Raw genomic sequence first — 22,118 nt, forward strand, 5'->3', positions numbered from 1 at the left:
TAATGTATTCTTCTAGAATAATGAGGAATGTACTCCTGCATTAAGACCATCTAAAAGTTCATTTTTCACATCTTTCATGATGTCGATGGAAGTATTGATTCCACCTGGTCCTTCACCATAAGAAGTAGTTAATTGAACATCTACATCTGATAGTCCCATTCCTAATAACACATCACGCAAGCGACCGATATTAATCAAACTACTTAAAGAGTGTATTGGAATTACTTTTTCTCCTGTTTTTTCCGCTCTAGTTTGATCCTTACTCCAATCACCAGAAGTAGTTGGATTTCCCCCCTTCTTCTGCATAACCTTGATTTTTATACCATCAAGATTTGTGCTTGCGTTCCATCCAGTCCAATTTTCAGTTGGTAGATAATGAGTATTAAAATAATCTTCAATACCTTCTTGTTTATCTACTCTAAGCCCCCAACTGTCCTGTAAAATTCCTTTTGTGTCTTCAGGAACATATCGTAGAATCTCTTGACCTTCTTTACTGCTATTCGTCTCAAAGAATCGAGGAATATATTTTTGCCCTTTTGGTGTTAAGGCTCCCATTAACGATGTGCTATCAGGGTCTTCAGTCTCACCCATGCTATAAAAAATACCTTTATATTCTTGTCGAGACTTTATAGCCAAGGGTAGGTACTTACCTGCTTGATTAGTTTCTTTTGTAGACGAAATATCTTCTAGTCCATCGAAAAGTTCATTAATTTGTGATTTAACGGCTTCGGTGTCACCATAACCCATTTTTTTAGCCCAGGACAATGTTTTCTTCTTATCTGTTGAGTAACCTTTTAATCCTTTGTTTTTTCGTTCTTTTCCATCTGTATCATCAAAGAACGCTTCTAAACTTGCACTTTCTTTACTTTGAACAGATTCACTAGATTTCTCCAAAATATCAAAATACTGATTAATTTCTCGTTCGCCTTCACGCACTTGAGGAACAAAAACATTATTTAGTCGAGAAATAATTCTTCGTGCACCCATATTTGTGATTTCCTCGCCAGTAATAACTTGATTTTGAGAAACAACCGTATTACCTTCGTATAGCTGGGGCCAAAGTCTCCAATCTGAATCGTATACTTGGTTTCTCTTATAACTTTCAATCGATGTACGTTTCTGTAAGAACATATCGGCTATTTTTCCAACGAAAGATATTTTAGGAAGAATATCATGCGTTACCATTTCAATATATTTCCCATCAGCTACCGAGTCGTTTAAACTAAAAGTCTTTGGAGAAGTTGAACTACCGTCATCGTTAATCTGAAGTCGTTTCTTCCAAATGCGCTTACCAATAGGAGCATTAAAAGATTGATCTTTATTAGTCTCAAAACTGAAGCGTCCATCTTCCTTTCTATTCGTATATACAACAGCATCTATTGAGGCGTATATATTATTCATTCGAGCAACAAAATCTCTAGTAAAACCAATTTTATCTTTCTCACCGAATATAAAATACTGCGCCATCCAATCAATAACACCTTGGTTATCTTCCTGAGTTAATTTAACTGAAGTGTCAAACTCTTGAACCATAAACGTATGTGTATCGATACTTTTAGGAACTGTTCCATTTTTTTCTCGAATTTCAACATTTGAGAACTTCTTATTGTTCCAATGATATGTACCTTGATTATCGTAAATCAGCCTTGTAATCTCATCAGAACCTGTTCCATCCAAATGATACTTATCAGGTGTTTCATGTGCTTTACCAAAAAGTTTTACTTCATCCTTCTGTATTTGATCATTAAGCGATGAGTCTGGTGATTCACCTATACTAGGCAAATCATCAAACATCTTATTTAGGATTCGCGAAGAATAAACTTTGTTAGGACCACGAGAAACATAACGTCGACCAATACCTGATAAGGTACTACCATGATTCCCAACTAAAAAATCTTGATGTGGCGAAGTCCTTAATATTGATGATACAAGTGTTTCCCCACGTCCGGAATCTTCGCATTCAACTCCTGTTTTCGTTAAGAGACCAAAGATATCATCTAACTTTGAAGCACTATAAAATTTCTCTTTAAAAAAATCTGATAACCCATCAATTCGACTAATATCGTCAATAACTTGAGTTGATTTTTTTCCGTTTGCTAAAGTATCTCCATTAATATGACTTCCCGCTAACCTTTCTTTCGAAACAGCTAGCCCTTGCCCAACTAAGGGTGATACCGCGTCGATAGTATTTATTTTTGTATTAAATGTTAGATCACATTCATCATCAATGGCTCCAGAACTCTTTAAGTCGTTAATATTAATCTCTGATGCAATTGCTTTTCCAACTTTACTTATGCTACTATCTGAAACTAATTTAGTACTAATAAAACTAACTTTATCTTTATCATTATTTATAACATCTTCAAGGAATACCCTTGCTTCACGAGGCCTTGCATCAATAGTATGAATATTGTCACAACCCAGAAACTCGTTTAATGTTGCTAACCCCTTTATATTCTTTATATCTAATTCAGATAAAATCCCCTTATTTTTTGCAAACTTCTTCACGACATCCGGTGTAAAAACTCCAATTTCATTATCTAATGCTCTTAAATCGAATTGATGGAATGAACGTCTAAGTTTTTCAATTGCAGAGATACGTACTACGTCGTCATCAAATGTCGGAATCATGAATTCCATTAAGGTTGATAAACTTTTATCCACTGCTGGTTCATTTAAAGATATAAATCCCTTAGAGGGATTTATATACTTCCATGTCCCTCTTACTAATTTTCCAACAGAATTATCCTCGTAAAGTTGCGAGGCATCTCTATCTGTTACCTCTTCTTTATACTCAAAACGAGCATAAGACTTATCCATACGCGAGAACGCACCGAATTGTAATGGTGTTTCAATTAAATCTCCTACGCCAGATTCTATATAACGAAAAACATTTCCACTAGTACAAAAATGGCCATTATTATTTAATGGATTACGAATATCCTCTTCTTGATTCGTTTTAGTTACACTATCAAATCCTTTATCGCCTAAGTTGCTTGCGAATTTATGAACTTGTCCTGAATCTAATACCTGTAATTCTTCTTTAGATAGACTAGAGTAAAAAGCTTGCCAAGATGTTAGATCCGTCGAATTAGTAATAAATAATGGAGCTTCAACACGTTCCTGGAAAGAATCTATTGCACTAATAGCACCAGCTTTTAAATACCTGTTTTCAATCATTTCACCTGTTTTAGCATGCGTGTATAAATTACTATCAAGAATTATATTTTCAAAGTCGAAAGATATTCCCTTTTTATCTAACAATATATTTAAATCGTTATTGTATTTATTGTTATTTAAGAAATTTCGTAACTTTGCAGTAACATCAATAGATTTTTCATTTCCTTTTTCATCAATGTCATTAATGATTAACCCATACATACGCTTAGTAGCTATATCAAATTTTTCAGCATCTTTTAATGTAGTGTAATTAAAGCCTGTTCTCTTTAAATAAGTCATTAATGTGTTGGTCTGATTAATTGCATCTTTGATAAATTCGTAAGCATACGCGGTTTCAATTGCCTTAGCTTGGGGTAGTATTGTACCTTTATTTTCTTCAAATATTTTTTTAATATCCTTGTACCACCCAAGAGTTTGAAGCATTTGCTTCTGAAATACATTTCGTTGCGTATCACCTAGGAATTTAACTTTATGAGCATATTTTCCATTTTCCAGTTGCTTTATAAAATCATTAATGTAATCGCCAGGACTATTGAAAATATCTTTATTCTGATTGTAGTATTGGATAAGGGCTTTGAGGATCTTGTCCCCACCATTGTTTTTAATAGAAGATAGTTTTTGAAATTTTTCAAGAATTTTATTTTGACGGAATAATTGAGTAGCTTCGTATTCAAATTTGTTAAAACCCCACATATTTCTTTTGTGGAATTCGTTATAATAACGGGTAGTGAATTCCATATCCTTTTGACTTAGACGCTTATTAAGTATCTGCTTCTTTTTAATATTTCTACGGATATAATTTTCTAATTTTTTATACATCTTCTCCTGTATATAACCATCAAAACCACCGCGTAACTTTCTACTAACATAAGCAGTTTTACCAAGACCATTAGATTTCCTCTGCATAAATGCTCCTGCATCGGATACAGTACTGTGTTTATAATTATCTTTACTTAACGCAACACTACCTGTAACTGCAATGTTACTAAATAACTGAGATACGGACTTACCTATCATTGAAAAATCGCGATATTCCATTACCCCTTCTCCTATAAGAGAACCTGTTTTGGCTATATTTCTAAGCACATGATTTTTCTCTTTCTCTTCACCCATATAACGTTTATCGACCATACGTCTTCACCACCTTACGGCTACTGTTGTTGAATTTCTTCTTCACCCAATAATTTTAATCCTCGTATATTTTCTAATAACCATTTAGCTTTTACATAATACTCTGCTGTTTTAGCCATTGTCCATGATTCAATTTCGCTTAATGGGATATCTTGGAATGCTTCTTTTATTACTAATGGAAGTTGATTTTCTACTTCTTCCATATGTTTTTCCCATCTAGCTATCATAATTTTAACTTTTTGAGCTTTTGTGTAACCTGACTCCTCTAAGATAGAAAGACAAAGAATTTCTGGAACACCTGCAAAAATATCTAACGAGTAGTCTTCAATAATTGGCTCTATAACGCAAGTTTTACATATATACTCAGTTCTTTCAAAGTCATCATTGTATACTTCCTGTGCAATTTTCAATTCTTCTTTGCTTAATGCACGAAAGAAAAATATGACATCGTTTATTTCTTGCATAAAGATATGCCCATATTTCTCATGCCAAATACGCAATTGCTCCTTGAAATCTACCTCTTCTTCATATGTTTCAAATTCAATAGGTAATTCTTTTACCTTGTCATCTAATAAACTAGGATCGATTAGCATGTTTTTTCCTCCCTACAATAAAAATAGGAGGCGATTATACGCCTCCTCCGCTCTTAGCTTAAGCGCATTGCGCCTGTTTTCGCTGCGAACCCTGACTTCTCTAGTACCAATTCGTGTAATAGTGTCGGGATACCAGCTTTACCATTTGTCATTTGCATGAAACCATAGTTAGCAGGGAAAAGAACTGCTTTTTCGCAGATACGCTCTTCTTTATAGAAATTATCTGCATTTGGAATTTTAGCAATATCTTTGTATTCTTTACGCTTAATTGGTCGCCACACAAAAATGTTTTCCTCATCAAACTCAGTTAAGTATACTTCTCCTGCATACATAGACTTCCATTTTTCAAGTTCGTTATAAGTCGGACCACCTGGGAAAATTTCTTGTTCTGCTTTTGAAACGTCATCTTCATCGAATTTGTCTCCTACTTTAACAACCGAAGTTTCTTCTTGAGTACCCTCCATTAAAGCTTCTTCTTTTTCAATATGTTTTGTCATTATACTTCCTCCTCTTTCTCTCGTTAATATAAAAATTTAAAAGTTACAATCATTTAGTCATATAAATCCCATAATTAAAATTAGTACGCTTTTTGTACATTCCCCGAGATATCTTTTGCTATAAAAGTATATACTTCAGAAATAGGGTTCCCAGACGGATCTACTCTTTGAGAAACACCTGTTAATTGCACTCCAACTATTGTTTGAACGGTCTTGTAGCTTCCAGTCCCTCTAACAGCACAAGGATTATTTCCATAAGTTAGTAAGATATTAAAACCATGTTCTTTCAAATTCCTATTTTTTTCATTTTCATTTGTGCTATAAAAGAATGTATCAGTTCTACGGCTATCTATTAACTTTGAAGAGTTAGAGTTTGTTCCCCATAGTGCATTTTCATAATCATCTGCTAATGCTTGAAAATTACCTATAAGGTCTTCAACCTTTGTATTTTTATGGGCACTTTGACCATTTTCAGCATTAAATTCTGCTAGGCTAAACCACTCATTTTCCTCTGTCATTTCAGAACTTAAACTATTAAGTACCGTTTGTAAATAACCAGCTTCTTTGAAGTTAATAGAAAAAGAACCTTGAACCAACCTGTTCCCTCTAGCTACCTTATCCCAGGTATAAGAAGCATATCCGAAGATTGGTGCTAATTGTTCCTGCATTGTCCATTCTATTTCTACAATTTCATCTATCCAGTTATCTCCAAAGTAAATTCGGATATCTGTTCCTGAGTAATAATTTGCATAACCTCTTTTAGATTTACCTGCCGGTGTATAAGCCCCATTACTCATATCTCTTACCACCCTTCATCAAAAACATCTGGTTTCATTGTTTCGATATCTAGAGCAATGAATTCCATTGTATTTTCTGTAATCATGTCTTCAACTGACATTGTTTGACCTTCTGAAATAAGGTTAACTCCATATATTACCAATTTAGAAGATTGCCCATATTCATTCATAAAGTTAATTGTTATATCAAATGGTGGTAGCTCGTCACTTTTATTGATAGGACAACTGTTCCCATTCACATTATGATCTTTCATAATTTCGTATAATACATGGCGGTCAAACACCGTAAAGATTAAGCTTCCTGCTACTGTTCTTGCACCACGGACAACACCTTTAGCTGCAATTTGTCCTAAAGCAAATACTGGAGCTGTCGGTCTATAAACAGAATAAGAGATCGTTTGCAATTGACCTAGCACTACAGATTTACCACCTTCAGGGGTTACGACAGCAACAATATCTGTACCAGCAAAACTCGTATAAGTCTTCTGATATCTACTACTCATGAATACACCTGCCTTTCTATTTTTCTATAAATAGAACATAACCACTCGATAATATTTTTGCTACCAAATACAAAAAGAGATGCCGAAGCACCTCTTTAAGTTTTATTATTCTACTTCCCAATCATCTTGTGGACGCATCTCAACAATATTACGAGCAATGAAAGTACAAGCTTTTTCTGTAGTGTTGTCATCTACACTTAAGCCCATTCCTTCGTTAAGAATCTCTACACCGTAGATTTCCATTTTACTAGCTTGTCCATATTCGTTAAGGAAGTTGATTGTGATATCAAATGGAGGGATTTCGTCGATGAAGTTGGCTTTACGTTTTGTCTGCCATCCCTGAACTAAGTCATTACGCTGAGTTAAAGCTGCAGCATTTGCATCAGCATCTAATACCTGAGTAGAGCTACTAGCAAGTGCATCCGTTTGATTTAAGCCATGACGGTGAACAGTAGCTTGTTGCTTAAGATTAAATAGTGCATCACGGTCGAAGATAGTAAATACTAAACTTCCTGCAATACCACGTTTCGTTTACACCGTCTCTTTCGAGATATTTTAACTCTGTTTTACAGACGGACTAGACTATATCTTCAAGTTGATAACACACCTCTAAATACTTTTCTTTTTTCCTTTTTAAAAACATTTTTTAAAACACTAAGCCATCATGGTGTTGTAAAAATTTTAATTTTTTGCTTGGGAGTTCTGTTTCAATCGGTTATCCGGACAAAGGATGTTTCTTACATCTGAGGCTTGCATTTCTGCAATATACCAGTATTCTGGTGAATTGATGTTTTTAATAAGGTTATTTTTGTAATTATATTTTGGTGTGAATTCACCCATTAAAGCATTGTCATCTTACATGGACGTTCAACTTGCTCCGCACTAATAAGTCTCATTACCATTTCAGGTAGTACACTCTAGTCGTTGAACCTTCTCCATCCTTTCGGAACAGGAGCTTGGCTGCTGATTGCCCATTATGTTCTACGCCATAAATTTTTCAATTCATAACATGAATATAATTATCTTTTGTTTTTTTTACATTCACGCTTACCATTTCTAGTTACGTTGTAGTAACAAAAGCTTTAGGGGTTTCCAGCAGTTCACGGAGTTTGTCATTCTATGTCACCATAGAAAGGTGGCTACATCTCAACCACGAGAGAAAGATTTTGGGTTTGGATCACCCATTACATACACAGGTCCTTTTTCACGAGTAACTGAGTAAGTAATAGCTTGTAATTGGCCAACTACCTGTCCATTAAATGTACATACGATGTCAGAGCCACCGTAAGTAGTGAAAGTTTTACTATAGCGAGAAGCTGTTGTACTCATAGGTTAATAACCTCCTGTTATTCTTTTATATAAGAGAGGGGCCTTTGATCCCCTCTTCTCATTAATAGTTCTTACTGGCTAAGTCCTTGTAGCATATACTCAGGAGGAGTTAAGTTAACTTGAACTTGTACACGACGTAATTCAAATGCCGGGATAATTTCTAAAGTTACAGTTACCTCATCTAAGTATACTCCAAGATTTTCAATTGAGAATTTGTATCCTTGAATAGCGCCTGCTTCGCGTATTTTCTCTAATGCAGACTTGATAGCAGTGTTCATTGCGTTGTATTGTGGCATTTCGTTTGCTTCACCAATAAATGGTTCTACTGCTTCACGAACAACTTGGATAGCAAGCTGTGTAATACGAAGAGTAGATAAACGAGCAAAGTCACTTTCACGTACTTTTCCAGCCATTACAATAGATGGCGCAGTTGTGATTCCATCAGTAACAACTAATTGATTTGAATCTTTTAAACGGAATGTGACGATTTTCTTACTAGTTAGTTTAGAAAGTTGGCGAAGAGAGTAATCAAAACGGATAGCTTTAACACCTTTGATTGGTTTATTTGTAGGTGCACTTTCTTTTCGAAGAGTTGAAAGTAGTGCAGCGTAGTGAGTCGCACCATTTACATAGTGGATTGAGTTTGTTGTTGGCATGATTACTCCCACTTCAGATCCCACCACTTGAAGATAAGGAGAGATTTCTGTATCAATCTTAGATAGTTCTTCCACATATTTTCGGATTGTAGAAACCTTTGTATCTACTGGAGATTTAACTCCAATGTATCCAATCGCAGCTGATTTCATTAAAGTTTTCATTGAACAATAATCAGCAACTGTTTGAGCGAATGAACCACGGTGAATTACACCAAAACTTGTTTTCTTCCATGTCGCTACTTGCTTATCTAATTGAAGACCAGCCGCTGTTGTACCAGCTTGGATAGAAGCAGGAGCATCGAAATAAAGGACAATTTTACCACTGTCTTCTCTCACATTAACTTTAATACCAGTTGCATCTGCATCGATAACAGCCTTCAAGTCTTTTACTAAGTCAGCTATTGTTAATGAACTACCATTGTAAGTTTTAGCAGGAAGCGTAAACGTTACATCTTTGCCATCAACCTTTACTACTAGCGTATCGCTTGTACCAGTTTTGATTTCTACTGGGTAATTAATAGCGTGAGACTCCATTACATAAGAAGAAGTAACCATTCCACTAATATAAGGGAAATCTTCAGAGTTTGGAACTTCAGGGAAAAACTCACCAACTAAGTTAGTAGCTTCGTCCTCAAGTGTAACCCCTTTAAGAACTACGTGATCCACAGTGAAATCAAGTAGGTCACTCATTAGCATGTCGTAGAAATAGATGAATTTTCGGCGCATACGGACAGCTTCTGTAGAGCCAACTAAAACGTCTTTGAATTTAGCTTGTGCTTCTACTAGTTGGTTTCCTGCAGCCACATAGGCATCAATTGCATATTTTTCAAGTTCAGCAGCACGCTCTAAGCTGATTTCTTTAAGGGCTACTAAGTAAACCATTCTAGCTCCTGCATCAGTAGCAGCTTTCCATTCTGCAGCAATTGGGTTAACTTCTCCTGCAACATAAAAGTCACCGAATCCAGCTTGTACAAGTTCAGTTGAACTACGAATTAATACTGGTTCTTCAGGAGCATCTTTCGCAAGAGATGGAGCAATGATTAGGATCGATTCTGATCCGCCTCGTTCTGGGACAATTAAGCCACCATCTTTTAGTGTGACATTAATGCCAGGAAGATTTTCATAAAGCATAGGTTTGCCTCCTCTTTATTTTGTTATATTTGAAAAGCGACAAGCGCTATTCATCCAGTTGGATTTTTTTGTTTCTTAACGTTTTTGTGGTTTCCTGAAGTTTCTGTTCTACGACATCTATCACACGAAGGATATCTACAGGAACTTCTGTTAATTCTTCAAATTTAGCAAAATAAACAAGTCTACGAACCTTACTAGCATTACTTATATTTGCTTTTGATAAGTCTGTTTCCATCTTTACGAATTGAAGTTCTTTAAGCCCCTTCTCTTTAAGGAATCCCGTGAATGTTGCAAGCGTTTGACGAAACTCCTTTGTGAGCTTGTCTACTCGCGCATTGGTTTCTTCCCAAATCTCAAAAACAACTTCTGCATCAAATACCTGACCATAAACCTTAGTTGCAGGTGGTAGAGTTCCTTTAGGGTCTTCATTAAAAGCAAGGTAACGTTGACGAGGTTTAATTTCTCTGATGCTTTTACCAATTAGTCCTGGTTGCATTAACTTAAGGTAATGAATGATAACTGGATATGCTACAGGCTTGTCAACTGTCACAGTTGGTTCTTCCGGGGTAAAGCTTCCCCACTGAGTTCCCCAAGCAGCATCTAGTAAATGCTTTATTGTCTTTGTCATGTCTTCATAGTCCATAGAACCATTTGCTTGGGTTGGCTTATTGATTTCTACTGCCATGAAACACTCACCTCACTTGACGAAATATAAGTAAAGGAAGTTCTAACCGTTTCAATCTCACCATATAACTCAAATGAAATAGATAGAGTAAGATTTTCTTGATCATAATGTAAGACTTCCATTTTTATATCTCTGTAGATTGGATGATCTTCTGCAAGACTATCAATGAAGGCATCAACTTGCGTAATGATAGATTGAAGTAATACGAAGCTTAATGGTTCCCCAATGTATTGATTAAAGAATCCAGCAATTCGATTAACATCGTAACCTATACTCCGGAGATAATGAGGTTTTGAATAAAATTTGTTTTGAGGGTAAAGATTTCTTGAGGAATAAGGAACAAATCCTTTTTTAATTGATGGTACTATACATATATAACCACTACTTGTTAATTTAGCAACTTCTACCTTTTTGAGTTCTCTATTTTGTAATGTATTTATATTTAATAGTTGTTTATTTGTAGCTGAATTATGGAAATTTGGCAGTTTATATCGCATACAAGCATAATTTGCTGCAACTGGCATAGAGGAATATTTAGGGTTTTCAGAGTTTTGTATACCAACTACAACTTCTATGTGCTCTAAATGACGATGTTCTTCTGTATTAATAGAGGCTTTTTCTACAAGTGATTGCACTTGAATCTCGTATGTATCTTCTCCTGTTACCGTAAAACGACTTTTAGAGAATAGATCAGAGCATAAAACAACTGAGCAGAAAATAGATTGTTCATTTGTCTTAGTCTTGGCAAATTCCCCGAATATAGTGGATAGCTGCCCAGGTGCTTTCTCGTAAGGTATATCTGTAAATAGGAGTGTATCTACTTGAAAACTACTTAATTCTCCTGTAAAGAAAACCTCACTTCCATCTTCAGCAATAAAACTATCTCTTAATAGCTGTAATTGCATTTGAATCTTATCTTCTGAGTCTGGATTGCTATGATTACTTACATAATGGAAGCCATCATCCGCTCCAGTAAATCGAACGTATTTCTCAGAAGTACATAATCCTTTTATTGGAATTTGATTAATAACTTCTACATCAACTTCTCCCGACCCAAAATAAAGATCTTGTTTGATAGCAAAAGCTAAGTCATCTACTCCTTTATAATCAGCAAACAGGTATGAATAACTAGTGTTTATGCCTTTAATAATCATATACGTTGGAAATAGGTGAATAGCTATGTTATTTGACTCATCTGTTGCTTCTAATGTTTTAAATCGAAAAACTGGAGTATTAAGTTCATCATGATTAACAACGCATTCTCCATGAGACCCATTTAACCGAAGGATTAGTGGGGTGATTCCGTATTTTTTTGCCATTCTTACGTTCTCCGTCAGGCGACAATCACCAAGAATATAAGATGGCTCTATGTTATCTCGAATAATAAAAGGTGTCCCTACTGGCCCATTTAAAGAAAAGCCCGCTAATACTAGAAAACGAGTATTCTTTTCCATATGAGAAGGGAAAATAAGTTGATTGTACGTATACATTCTTACCCCTCCATTAAAATATTGTATTGTTTAAAATCTTGTATTTCTGAAATGCAGATAGCACGCATCTTACTTCTTACAGATTCTACCTTAGTATAGTAGATTTTGTAGATAGTTTATTACTTTCCTAGATCTTAAGTATGACCCACATTTGTTATTTCCATATACCTTCATTTTCATAAGAAGGTTGTCCGCATTTATCCCAATCTGCTTCTACATTTAATTGTTTTACTAATTATTAAGTTTTGTTGCAAAAACACCTTCTACCTACTTTTAGTACATCCCAATGGTATGTTTTTCAACGATGAAAAAATAATTCATCTCGAGATAAACTGAACAATCTGGATTCACCTCTTAGGTCACTTTATTTTCTTTGTCTAATGTCACCATATTCAAAAGGAATAGAGCCTCCTATAAGTTGGCCAGCGTTTTCTCATCTACCCTTATATGGATTAGGATGAAGTAAACCTCTTTTATAGGTACTCTGATATCAAAGAATAACCTGCTCTTGCATTTTCCTTGTTTAAGGTTTTATCGATTTTTTCTTTTCTTACTTCGTATTCAGACATATACATTGCATATACATCTTGCAGAAATGAGTCATACTGTTCTTGTACAAGACTTAATCCCCCGGCCATTTGATTTAGGAATGATTCCACACCAGGTGCCTTGCTTGGAGATTCCAAATGTTGCAATGCATCGTACATGTTTAGGTACATCGTATTTCGAAGTTCCAATGCCATTAATAATTCATCATGCGCACGCTTTTTACGAGAAAGATTGTTAATGTTTTTTAACACGTCTCGATATTGTTTCTTATCTTCAATTTGTTGATTAAGTTGTAACTTCAATGATAGCTGAGTTAATTTGAGCAAACCGGTAAGTTGTTCTTTTGTAGAAGCCTGATTTTCTAATAAATTCATAACCCCTTCACCATCAATCTCGCTACCTATAGCTAATCCAAATTTAATAGATTCAGAACAATCTTGTGAACCTATAAGAAGACCATCTATAAGAGAACTCACCTCATTAAGTGTCTTTTCTTTACGAACCACAACGTCATAAGGGCGCTTTACTTTTGTATATTCCTCACTTATCTTGAAGAATTCAGGTGAACCGTACTGTGTTTTTAGGGCATCATAATATTTACGCTCGTTGTTCCTATAGAGGTTTGTAACTTGATCAAACCATTGTGTTTGCTTCTTAACTGCTTTTTCAATTTGCTCAGTAAAACCGTTATTCTTTTCTGGTGTCTTAGGAATATTTCCATCAAGATAATTCTTTAAAACAGTTTCTTTAAATAGGAAATATCCTTCCTCTACTATCGAATGCAACTCTTTTAGATCTTCATAAAATTCTAACTCTAAGCTACCCTCCACATCTTCTGCGTACGAATGAACAATATCTTGAATAAGTGAATTTGCAGGTGCTTCTGGATTTTCAAATGTTTTCTGATATGTTTCAAAGTCAATGAAACCTTCGTCCCCTATATCTTGTTCAAAAAATGGTTGTGACTCATATACCTTCTCAAGTTCTTCTATAGAAATTGGAACTTGTAAGCCTTTCATTTTTTTCTCAATATATTCAATAAGTTCATTAATAAGCTCTAGTGTACCTACAAATTTATCATATTGTTTAGCTGGCTTTTCTTCCGGAATAAACGAACCATCTTCATCAAATTCCTTTTGATCTTCCTCTATGATTTCTTCTGTTGGTAAATTAACAGTAAAAGGTTTATTTGGTTCATACTTTACGCGTGGTCTGTATTCAATAATGGAACGCTCTAATTCGGTATCCAGTTCAACTTTTTTTCCTAATACTTCATCCATATTGTTGTCCTCCTTCGTATAAAAAAAGCAACAGGCCCACTGCGGATACCTATCGCCTTTATTACCATACTCCGCGGGAAGGCATATTCATATCGGAACCATGAATACCTCAATCCCAAACTTTGCAAGCTCTTTTTTAAATTAGGTGGGTTTGCTTTCTCTATTTGTTCTAAATCAATAGAACTAACTGAACGTTCCTGCTGTTTACACGAGTTGATAGATATCTTCTTTACCTTCGTTATTTTCATAGTGTTTGATATATTAATAAAAATTATAAATTTAGGGTATTTATTAACGAACACTAATCCATTTAAAACATGTTCGTCTAAGTAAATGCGGACTTACCTGCTTTATAATCTCCTTAGCTGAATTACCTGATGTAAACTTCGCTTTAGAAATTTTAACACGGCTAATAAATTGAAATTTCCCAAATAATATATCTGTTTTCCAAAACTCTAGTCTTGTATGACGAAAATCGTAAAGATAGTATTGAGTAACAAAGACTTATGTAACTGCTCAATTTTTATCCATTCAATATCTATAGCAACTGGACTATTATGAGTTAGTAATGTAGTGTAGTTGTAACCAATGCTTGCTGCTCCGTCAATATATTTTTATTAAACACTTAAAATTCAGCAAGTACCTCATGTTCATAAGCAACCCTAGTAAGGTAGTATGTCCTCAGATTCTAAACGTTTTTTATTCCTTTTTACGTCTTTATGCATTTTCATTTAAGTCTATGTTTTGAGGAATGTCCCCCTTCGGCATATTGGAGTAAATAAGATGATAGATGCTTCTTTGATAATGATGAATATAGATTCAAAATTTTTATCACTCATGTAAGCTACTTCTGCTATTTTCTTAAAAAACGCTACTATTTTATTATTTCCTCATGAACTGTTCATACTCTTACATGATGCGTGACTCTATCATCTCCCCTAGATATAGAAGAAGATCGTAATGCTCTGAATCAAGATACTTCAATCACCCGTAAGGACTCAATTCTTGTTGACGCATTTCACATCCAATGGAATAGTCGTTGCACCTTGTTATTGATATTAGGAACGCATTCTATATAGCCTCAGATCAGGGGGTTATTTCCATTTAAAAAATTAGAGTTTCCCTACGTTCACCACGTTACCAGCAGGAATGATTACCTGAAGGGGCGTTACAAAGTTGTTATATATCGTAAAGATGTTAGAAATCATAGTAACAACACTTACTCTTTTTTTCATTTGTGTATTCAATTTCTATCTATGCTAAACATTTGTACATGGACTAAATACAAGAATATCTTCAACTACTAAGTTATGAGTCTCTGGAACAAAGACATCATAAGTCTGTCTCTTACCATAAGGAATGATTTCTACTACTTCTTCCCATAATACATGAGAATCAATTAAGTAATGTAACATTGCAAATTGTAAATTCTCTGCATATTCACGAGCATTACTTAAAGAGATACCTTTTTCTGTACGATAGCGACGATTACCCTTTCCTACCACTTCAGCTTTCGTCATTCCTTTAACAATTCGTTCCTTTTCAATGTATTTCCATACTTCTTTAGGGAGTGTTGGTTCAGAAGGTTTCATTTTCAGTGCCCTTTGTTGGACTGCTTCATAATTACGCTCTGGTGTAGCTAAATGTTCGAGGAATAATAAAATAGAGGAACAGTGATAAACCATAAGATGGTAATAAACAGAACCGTTCATTTCTTTTTGAAGTAAATTCGTTTGGATACCAAAACGTAATAGTAAGTGTTTTAGGTCTAATACAAATTTTCGACACTTAGTAGCATACCCAATTTCACTAATACGTCCGGCGCAAAACCAGCCACCTGCCGAATACAGACTTCCTAAGAAGAACGCTAAGTGATCCCTATCCAACTCGTAAATAAATGAAGGGATTTTTTTTTCTTCTATCTCCCTATAAAACTCAAAACTTCTAAAGTCCATTAGATAGACTGTCGCCTTCTTATGATGTTCATGATACGTTGTAATACCAATTGCCTCACAAGATTTTTGCAACGACTCACCAACACCTTCATAACGTATTTGGAAGCTAATGCTATTCTTATTTAAACGCCCCGCGGCGAGCATATATGCAAGAATTCGAAGTTTATTCTTTTCTACTTGTTTTGTGCCATACACAGTTAAGAACTTAGGTGTAGCAATTCTTTCTCCGATACAGAGTGCATCTACTTCTTTCCATCCATCGACTGTTAGTATTGGATGATTTCTTGTAAGGGTAACTCGTGCTCCATGTTTTGTTACAACAGCAAACGTATCTTGAACACCGTTATCTTCAATGAAAAAAGCTTTACTATTCTTTAATTGGTAGAACTCATTCAATGTTAATAATGGTGTAGCGATACCATCTAGTTGGGACTGATAAAGCTCTCCTATCGATTTATATTCTCCCGTGTTAGGATTTATAATTCGTTGGTTTTCTTCTATACATTTGCCGACACGCTCACCATAACGTAAACCTTCGCGATGATGTGACTGTCGAATAATTTGCTCTTGATACCAACTTGGGCTTCCCCCTAGGTGATGTTCTCCCCTTTGAACAGGATCGTGAATAATTTGGAGCATTTCACGTTCAAGATTAATAATTTCACTCATATTTCCAATCCTCTTCTCTAATACCTTCTAGATGTGTAGCAACTTAGTAAGGGCTTAATATTTTAGCTTCTCCACCAAGTGCACTTCTTGCATTCATCTTACTTCCCTGGATAGCCTGTACAGCTGCTTGTCTCATTGTTTGAGCCCCTCGCGTATCTAAAAAGTTACCCCCAACTACGTTACTTGTTGCATACTGCGCTTTCCACCATTGCTCCCTTTGGTGATTGAATTCTAATAAACCCCAGTAACCTTTTTGCGCTAAGCTTCCCCAGGTTACCACCCCAAACAAAACAGGGTTAGAAGCACTTAAAACTCCTTTAATAGATGCTTTAGCCACCGATGTGCCTAAGCTGTCACCCCCATGTAAGCCTCTTGCAACATTATATCCAAATATAGCTTGAGGTGAGGTTAATGTCTTAATCATTGACTTTACTTTCATCTAGGTTACCCCCTTCTATTATTGTGAAGATCAAATACAATACTTCCATCAACATTTAAATTTTTAGAAACTCTTTCTTGCCCTACACCGTCGTACATCATAATTTCTGGCGATCCAATATACTTATAGTCATTCATGGTCGCTCGTTTAAGAGGTTCCATTTGATATTCAAAACTCATCTTAGCTTGATTAAAAGCCAGATATCCCCCTCCAACAACAGCAAAATGTTTGGGATTTATTCTTTTACCAGTGTAGAGGTTACCCAATGTCTTTTTCTTATCTTTTGTATCAATAAAAGCACTCTTAATAATATTATTTGGAGCATTTTTAACACCATTTACGGCCTTTTTTGTATTTAGAACACCTATTTTAGCAAAATTTTTAATTGAATTTAAAATAGCCATTTTTTATCCTCCTATTTATTAGATTATAAAATCCCTTTTATTACTTGAAACACTTGTTTTTGATGTAATGCTCATTTTTATTGGGTAGACACGTCACCTTATAGCGGTGTTTCTTGCTTTTGTATAAATTCTACATAATTTCTTAGTAGTAGGATCCATGTCTTTCGAATCCACCATTTGCGTATGTACACGCATTTAATCATTAATTTCAAGCAACCACTAAAGAACTACGTATAGCACCCGTTTGTACTAATCCCTACTTGTCATCACTTTACCTACTGCTTAAAGAGTATCTATATCAGCCCGTTTTATAGCCTCTACCGAAGAAGTGTTTTCTGATTTTTCTTCTCTAAAAATTTTCAACTAGTGGGTTTGTTGGATTATCTGCTCTTGCTTCTAGATAAGTAAATTTTAGGTTTTTTATACCTACTTTTAACTTCTGAGTCACCATTATATTTGATGCTCAATTATTGGAATCTGCATATCCAATAGTAAACATACTTGAACAATTTGTTTTAGAACGAATAAACTTCACTACATCAAATTACTTTTTTAAGGGGTTTATTAGTATTTTTCAGGATTCTTAACAAGTTATCTGCAATTGAAACCATACACTGCTCCACCCTAATTAAATTTAGCATTCCCCATCTTATGATGACCTGTTCTGGATTCGAAAAGATTAAATACGACTTCTCCTTGATTTATGTTGCCATATAAATTTCTATTCTTCTCTCTTTGCTTCTTCATTTTTTTCCTAAGTTGAAATTCTTGTTCTCCTTTAATCTCTTCTGTATCATGATATCCTCCAATTCGGCGTCCTACATCTAAAACAGTAGCAGCAGTAACAGCATAATGTCCCTTACCCATAGCAGTTTCAAGATTCTTTCCAGAAAATCGCATTCTACTTCCCTTATTAGCTTTCTTGGAAATTCCTTTTTCTTCATCAAAAATTCCACTTTTTAGTAAACCTTGCACAGGTTGAGTTTGTATTAAGTGTTTCGCTCCATAGGCAAAACCACCAACTGCACCCATTGTAACCTTTAACCTGTTCTTTTGTAGAAAACTAGATGTATCGTAAGTTTCAATTTCACGCTCTTTAGTAGCCATAGTTAGTACCTACTTTCTGTGTATGATAAAAATGATTTGACTAAGCATTACTAACCAGCAAATAATCTAACGTCTGCTGTAATGGATTCTCCTCATCAAGGAAATTTGCCTACGACACAATTAACACTATTCTTAAAGTTTTTTGCCAAAGCTAAAATTAATACTTTCCGAAATTCATTTTGATTCCTCATGTAGGTGAGTTACTTAAATAAATGTTATTTCAAGGTTTTTAAGTATGGTTCATTTTGAAAAGGTTAAAACACTTCAGAACATAGATTATCCATCAAGCGCTTCTCGTTTGACTTAACACCTAAAAGGTACCTTCATGTTCAATGTAAGCTACAATATCAGCGATTCTTTTAAGCGCGTCTTTTGTAGCGTAATAGACACCTAGTTCATAGTCGTACTCATCTGGATTCATACAAGCTGATTGTCCAACTACTTCAAATCCATTGTTCATTTGAAGACAAACAACAGTAGTCTTTAGTCCCACCTTTGCTGACTCCTTACGTTTCACCCAATGATCAAGTAAGTTTTGTTCAAATCGTTCATACCTAAGCCCTTCCATGTCCTCGCCCTCCTTTCATGACTTCAGGCATAACCTAACCAATTTGTCATATTTTCTCAATCAAATACTGTTAGATTCATCACAGAATCCCCTATACCTAACTTGGTACACAGGCGAATCTTTTGTACTTTTTGAATTACAAAATGGTATACGGAATTTGCAATGAACAAGTTCACGACTATGAATCCACAACAAAGAATGCATCCTCAACAGATTGCGTTCTTTTTATTTTCAGCTTAATTATATAAACCTGAAATCCCGCTAGAGGATAACTCTCGGGTAGAACTTTTAAGGAAGATATTGAAACAATTAAACACATGTTGACTAAGCTAACGTCTGGTGTGAAACAAAATTAAGATTTAAAGAATAACCACTCTCTTTTTTTAATATATAACTACCAATTTCTATTTCAATATCACATTCTCAACCATATTACAAGTCTATAAATTTTCCAGTCAGAGGGTTAGGTTAAGTCGTCTATTAAATAGAAGGAGATTATCATGAACGAATTCATTACTGTCACTATGAAAAATAACAAATTGTCATACAAACACATAGAAAGATGATTACATGAAAAACTATCCAACGAGAGTATCCGTTATCAAAGTGAATGATAGTTCCTATTATATAGGACTGCAATTCTATCACTCTGATACATGGATGACATTAAAATATATATCTCATCGCTACTCCTCCTATGAAAAGGCTGTAGCATCTTATAGAAAACTTGAACGACTTGGTTACATGGATCCGGTCCTATATAAAAATGAATTATATAGGTAACATTAGGATTGCCAGCATGAACCTGAATTGGATAAACGTATCCGTCGTCACTTCAAGCAAATGACTCTTGGAGAATGAAAGAAACATATGTCAAAGTGAAAGTTTAATAGATATATTTGTTTGATATTCTTAATTTGAAAGGAAATACAATTAATTTTTTCCTAAACAACACAACGAATTAAAAGGCTGCAAAGCGCTTTTTCAGGAAAGCTTTGCAGCCTTTTAATATTTCAAATCCATAACACATCGTAGAACACGATATTTCCTTTATAAAGAAGTAATTCCTTTTATGTTAGGATTCAAATATTTTTACACAGCTGTATCCATTCTTTCTAGAGTAGAAACTGTACATATGATAAAAAAAGAACAGCTTAATTTACGAGATCAGCCTATCAAAAACGACCAATAATGCATCAATCAATTATTTAGACTTCTACCATAAAGTGAGATTCCATTAGGAATATATACAATTTATTCTCTTTTATTTTTACACTAGGATTATATCCCTTAAGATATATAGTAATTTTAAGATAATATAAAACGGTTCATAAAAAATCTAGAAATAAATTTTAAAAATAAAAAAAGGGAGCAGGAGCCCCCTCTTTTCAACTAATTTTCATTAGTTCACAAACATTTACTAGTCCATTACCAAACATATCATCGACACCTTTTTCTCCAAGGTCAACCGAATGCTCACGAATTAGTTGCATGATTTGATCAGGAGTTAACTTTTTGCCAATATCACGATAGTAAGCTAGAATAAGGGCGATTACCCCCGCTACCATTGGTGTAGCCATAGACGTACCAGATAGTTTTGCATAGCGATTGACAGGATATGTACTATAAATATCTACACCTGGAGCAGCTACATCTGTTTCACTGCCGAAGTTAGAGAAGGTGGCTCTATCAAGATTTCTATTAATCGCTCCCACTGCAATTACCTCATCATATGATGCTGGCCACCCAACATGAGTATTTTCATTACCAGTAGCAGCAACAATAATAATACCTGCCTCATGGGCACGTTTAATTGCATCATGTAGGACAGGACCAGGATCATTCGAAGAACCTAGACTCATAGAAATGATATCTACTTGTTCAGAAATAGCCCAATCAATTCCCTTTACAATTGCCTCAACTAAACCAGAACCATCGTCTGCTAATACCTTAGCAATGTAAAGCTCAGCTTTAGGAGCAACCCCAACGATACCAATTGAGTTGTCACACCCAGCAATTATACCTGCACAGTGCGTACCGTGCCCCTTCCTATCCATTATGTCAGTAAAATTATTTGTAGTAAAATTCATTCCTTTTTTGTAATTGGCAGCAAGATCCGGATGGGTAGCATCAATACCGGTATCTAATATAGCAACCCTAATCCCCTCTCCTTTTGTAATTGACCACATTTGAGGAGCTTGAATCAAATTAACACCCCAATCAATTACTTGTATAGGTGCCACTGATTGAATATCAATTACATCTGATTGGATTTTAAACTTCATTGAAATCCCCCTATAATTATAATAGTTACTAAAGATAACCATTTTTTTTAGAAGGTTCAATAGGAAAGTATTTTATCTCCTAACTACTTCATTACAAGATAAAAGTATAAATAGGAGCACCTTGAAATTGATGTTCTTCTTGTCATTAACATTAAGAAAGTAACACCAAAAGTAAGAATAAAACATAAATAGTTAACAACTTACAGGGTCAACTACTTGGGTAAAAAGATTCAATTAGCCTTTTTATAACTCGACCATTTAACTTTATTCAACGCTATTAATTGTTCACAAGTGAGGTAGTCATGAGGGAAAATATCCCCGCCTTGGTTTGGAAAAAGATCAATACCTGCTTCTTTTAAAATCTCATCCACCAGTTCTGTACAAATAAATTTATTCCTTCTATCTAGTTTATCTATTAGTTTGCTATTTGGAAATTTCGACTTTAAATATAGAGAAATTAATCGGAGCCAATCATATCGAAAACCCTTTCTCTGATATGAAACCGCTGTAGAGATAATAATATCTTGTTGTTCTTTCGTTAACGCATTCTTATTCCTTAACACCATACATTCTAAATTACTAATAGAATATGTCTCCCTTACTATAGAGGATTTAGTATTCCAATCTATCTCTATGATATATCCTCCACCAATATACAAAGCTACATGTGTCCACTTAGAACCTGCCACCTTTTGAATTATCTTTGAGATAAGAGACTTTCCACTTACGACAATAATATCGCCTACTATCATATTGCCAACCACCTCGTATATTATGTTTAATTACTTTTTGTCGGACATATTTAATCTATATTTTCTTGGACGTCCGAGGATATTCCTAGATAATGAAAGTAAGGATCATTTGGGACAA

The 22,118-nt window shown here is 34.8% G+C and carries 18 protein-coding genes and 1 pseudogene; 1 reads left to right on the top strand and 18 read right to left on the bottom strand.

Features of this window, described 5'->3' with window-relative positions:
* Positions 1-12: 12 nt before the first annotated feature.
* The 16 genes from ACS2MN_RS25485 to ACS2MN_RS25560 form a co-directional block, all read right to left on the bottom strand.
* Positions 13-4,311 (bottom strand): hypothetical protein, encoded by a 4,299-nt coding sequence (locus tag ACS2MN_RS25485; RefSeq protein WP_346994591.1) that lies wholly within the window; start codon positions 4,309-4,311, stop codon positions 13-15.
* Between the two features lie 20 nt (positions 4,312-4,331).
* The gene (locus ACS2MN_RS25490) at positions 4,332-4,904 is read right to left on the bottom strand and encodes a tail chaperonin (protein ID WP_198130815.1); all 573 of its coding nucleotides are present in this window, start codon (positions 4,902-4,904) and stop codon (positions 4,332-4,334) included.
* Between the two features lie 53 nt (positions 4,905-4,957).
* Positions 4,958-5,401 (bottom strand): tail chaperonin, encoded by a 444-nt coding sequence (locus ACS2MN_RS25495; protein WP_098656985.1) that lies wholly within the window; start codon positions 5,399-5,401, stop codon positions 4,958-4,960.
* An 80-nt stretch (positions 5,402-5,481) separates the two neighbouring features.
* Entirely contained in the window at positions 5,482-6,198 is a 717-nt protein-coding gene (locus tag ACS2MN_RS25500; protein WP_198130814.1) for a hypothetical protein, read from the bottom strand.
* Between the two features lie 5 nt (positions 6,199-6,203).
* Positions 6,204-6,701: a hypothetical protein gene (locus ACS2MN_RS25505; RefSeq protein ID WP_000098836.1), complete on the bottom strand. Its 498-nt coding sequence runs from the start codon at positions 6,699-6,701 to the stop codon at positions 6,204-6,206.
* A 105-nt stretch (positions 6,702-6,806) separates the two neighbouring features.
* Entirely contained in the window at positions 6,807-6,944 is a 138-nt protein-coding gene (locus ACS2MN_RS25510; protein ID WP_000409223.1) for a hypothetical protein, read from the bottom strand.
* 903 nt (positions 6,945-7,847) lie between these two features.
* Positions 7,848-8,030, bottom strand: coding sequence for a hypothetical protein (locus tag ACS2MN_RS25515; protein ID WP_000108095.1), 183 nt, complete (start codon positions 8,028-8,030; stop codon positions 7,848-7,850).
* 71 nt (positions 8,031-8,101) lie between these two features.
* Positions 8,102-9,817, bottom strand: coding sequence for a phage tail sheath protein (locus ACS2MN_RS25520; protein WP_198130813.1), 1,716 nt, complete (start codon positions 9,815-9,817; stop codon positions 8,102-8,104).
* A 46-nt stretch (positions 9,818-9,863) separates the two neighbouring features.
* Positions 9,864-10,502 carry a hypothetical protein gene (locus tag ACS2MN_RS25525; RefSeq protein ID WP_086692481.1) on the bottom strand — a complete coding sequence of 213 codons (639 nt, stop codon included), beginning with the start codon at positions 10,500-10,502 and terminating at the stop codon, positions 9,864-9,866.
* Positions 10,493-11,992: a hypothetical protein gene (locus ACS2MN_RS25530; RefSeq protein ID WP_198130812.1), complete on the bottom strand. Its 1,500-nt coding sequence runs from the start codon at positions 11,990-11,992 to the stop codon at positions 10,493-10,495. The genes ACS2MN_RS25525 and ACS2MN_RS25530 overlap by 10 nt, the downstream gene beginning before the upstream one ends.
* A 473-nt stretch (positions 11,993-12,465) precedes the next feature.
* Positions 12,466-13,821, bottom strand: a complete 1,356-nt coding sequence (locus ACS2MN_RS25535) for a hypothetical protein (RefSeq protein ID WP_198130811.1) — start codon at positions 13,819-13,821, stop codon at positions 12,466-12,468.
* 1,259 nt (positions 13,822-15,080) lie between these two features.
* A complete protein-coding gene (locus ACS2MN_RS25540; RefSeq protein ID WP_346994592.1) occupies positions 15,081-16,445 on the bottom strand; it encodes an LAGLIDADG family homing endonuclease in 1,365 nt (454 codons plus the stop codon).
* A 43-nt stretch (positions 16,446-16,488) separates the two neighbouring features.
* Complete coding sequence (locus ACS2MN_RS25545) at positions 16,489-16,884, bottom strand: hypothetical protein (protein WP_012259960.1); 396 nt, start codon at positions 16,882-16,884, stop codon at positions 16,489-16,491.
* 5 nt (positions 16,885-16,889) lie between these two features.
* On the bottom strand, positions 16,890-17,288 hold the full coding sequence (locus ACS2MN_RS25550) for a hypothetical protein (RefSeq protein WP_098000099.1): 399 nt from the start codon (positions 17,286-17,288) through the stop codon (positions 16,890-16,892).
* 624 nt (positions 17,289-17,912) lie between these two features.
* Positions 17,913-18,395 (bottom strand): hypothetical protein, encoded by a 483-nt coding sequence (locus ACS2MN_RS25555; RefSeq protein WP_098806128.1) that lies wholly within the window; start codon positions 18,393-18,395, stop codon positions 17,913-17,915.
* Positions 18,396-18,705: 310 nt separating this feature from the next.
* On the bottom strand, positions 18,706-18,963 hold the full coding sequence (locus ACS2MN_RS25560; protein ID WP_000398755.1) for a Gp49 family protein: 258 nt from the start codon (positions 18,961-18,963) through the stop codon (positions 18,706-18,708).
* Between the two features lie 795 nt (positions 18,964-19,758).
* Between ACS2MN_RS25560 and ACS2MN_RS25565 the strand changes: the two are divergent.
* Positions 19,759-20,188, top strand: a pseudogene (locus ACS2MN_RS25565) (DDE-type integrase/transposase/recombinase); the annotation flags it as partial.
* A 163-nt stretch (positions 20,189-20,351) separates the two neighbouring features.
* On the opposite strand, the gene ACS2MN_RS25570 reads toward ACS2MN_RS25565, so the two are convergent.
* Positions 20,352-21,248 carry a S8 family peptidase gene (locus ACS2MN_RS25570; protein ID WP_000669390.1) on the bottom strand — a complete coding sequence of 299 codons (897 nt, stop codon included), beginning with the start codon at positions 21,246-21,248 and terminating at the stop codon, positions 20,352-20,354.
* Positions 21,249-21,478: 230 nt separating this feature from the next.
* Positions 21,479-22,000 carry a hypothetical protein gene (locus tag ACS2MN_RS25575; RefSeq protein ID WP_098806129.1) on the bottom strand — a complete coding sequence of 174 codons (522 nt, stop codon included), beginning with the start codon at positions 21,998-22,000 and terminating at the stop codon, positions 21,479-21,481.
* Positions 22,001-22,118 lie beyond the last annotated feature (118 nt).

This window comes from Bacillus cereus group sp. BceL062, from assembly GCF_051780025.1.
GTDB classification, from domain to species: Bacteria; Bacillota; Bacilli; order Bacillales; family Bacillaceae_G; genus Bacillus_A; species Bacillus_A toyonensis.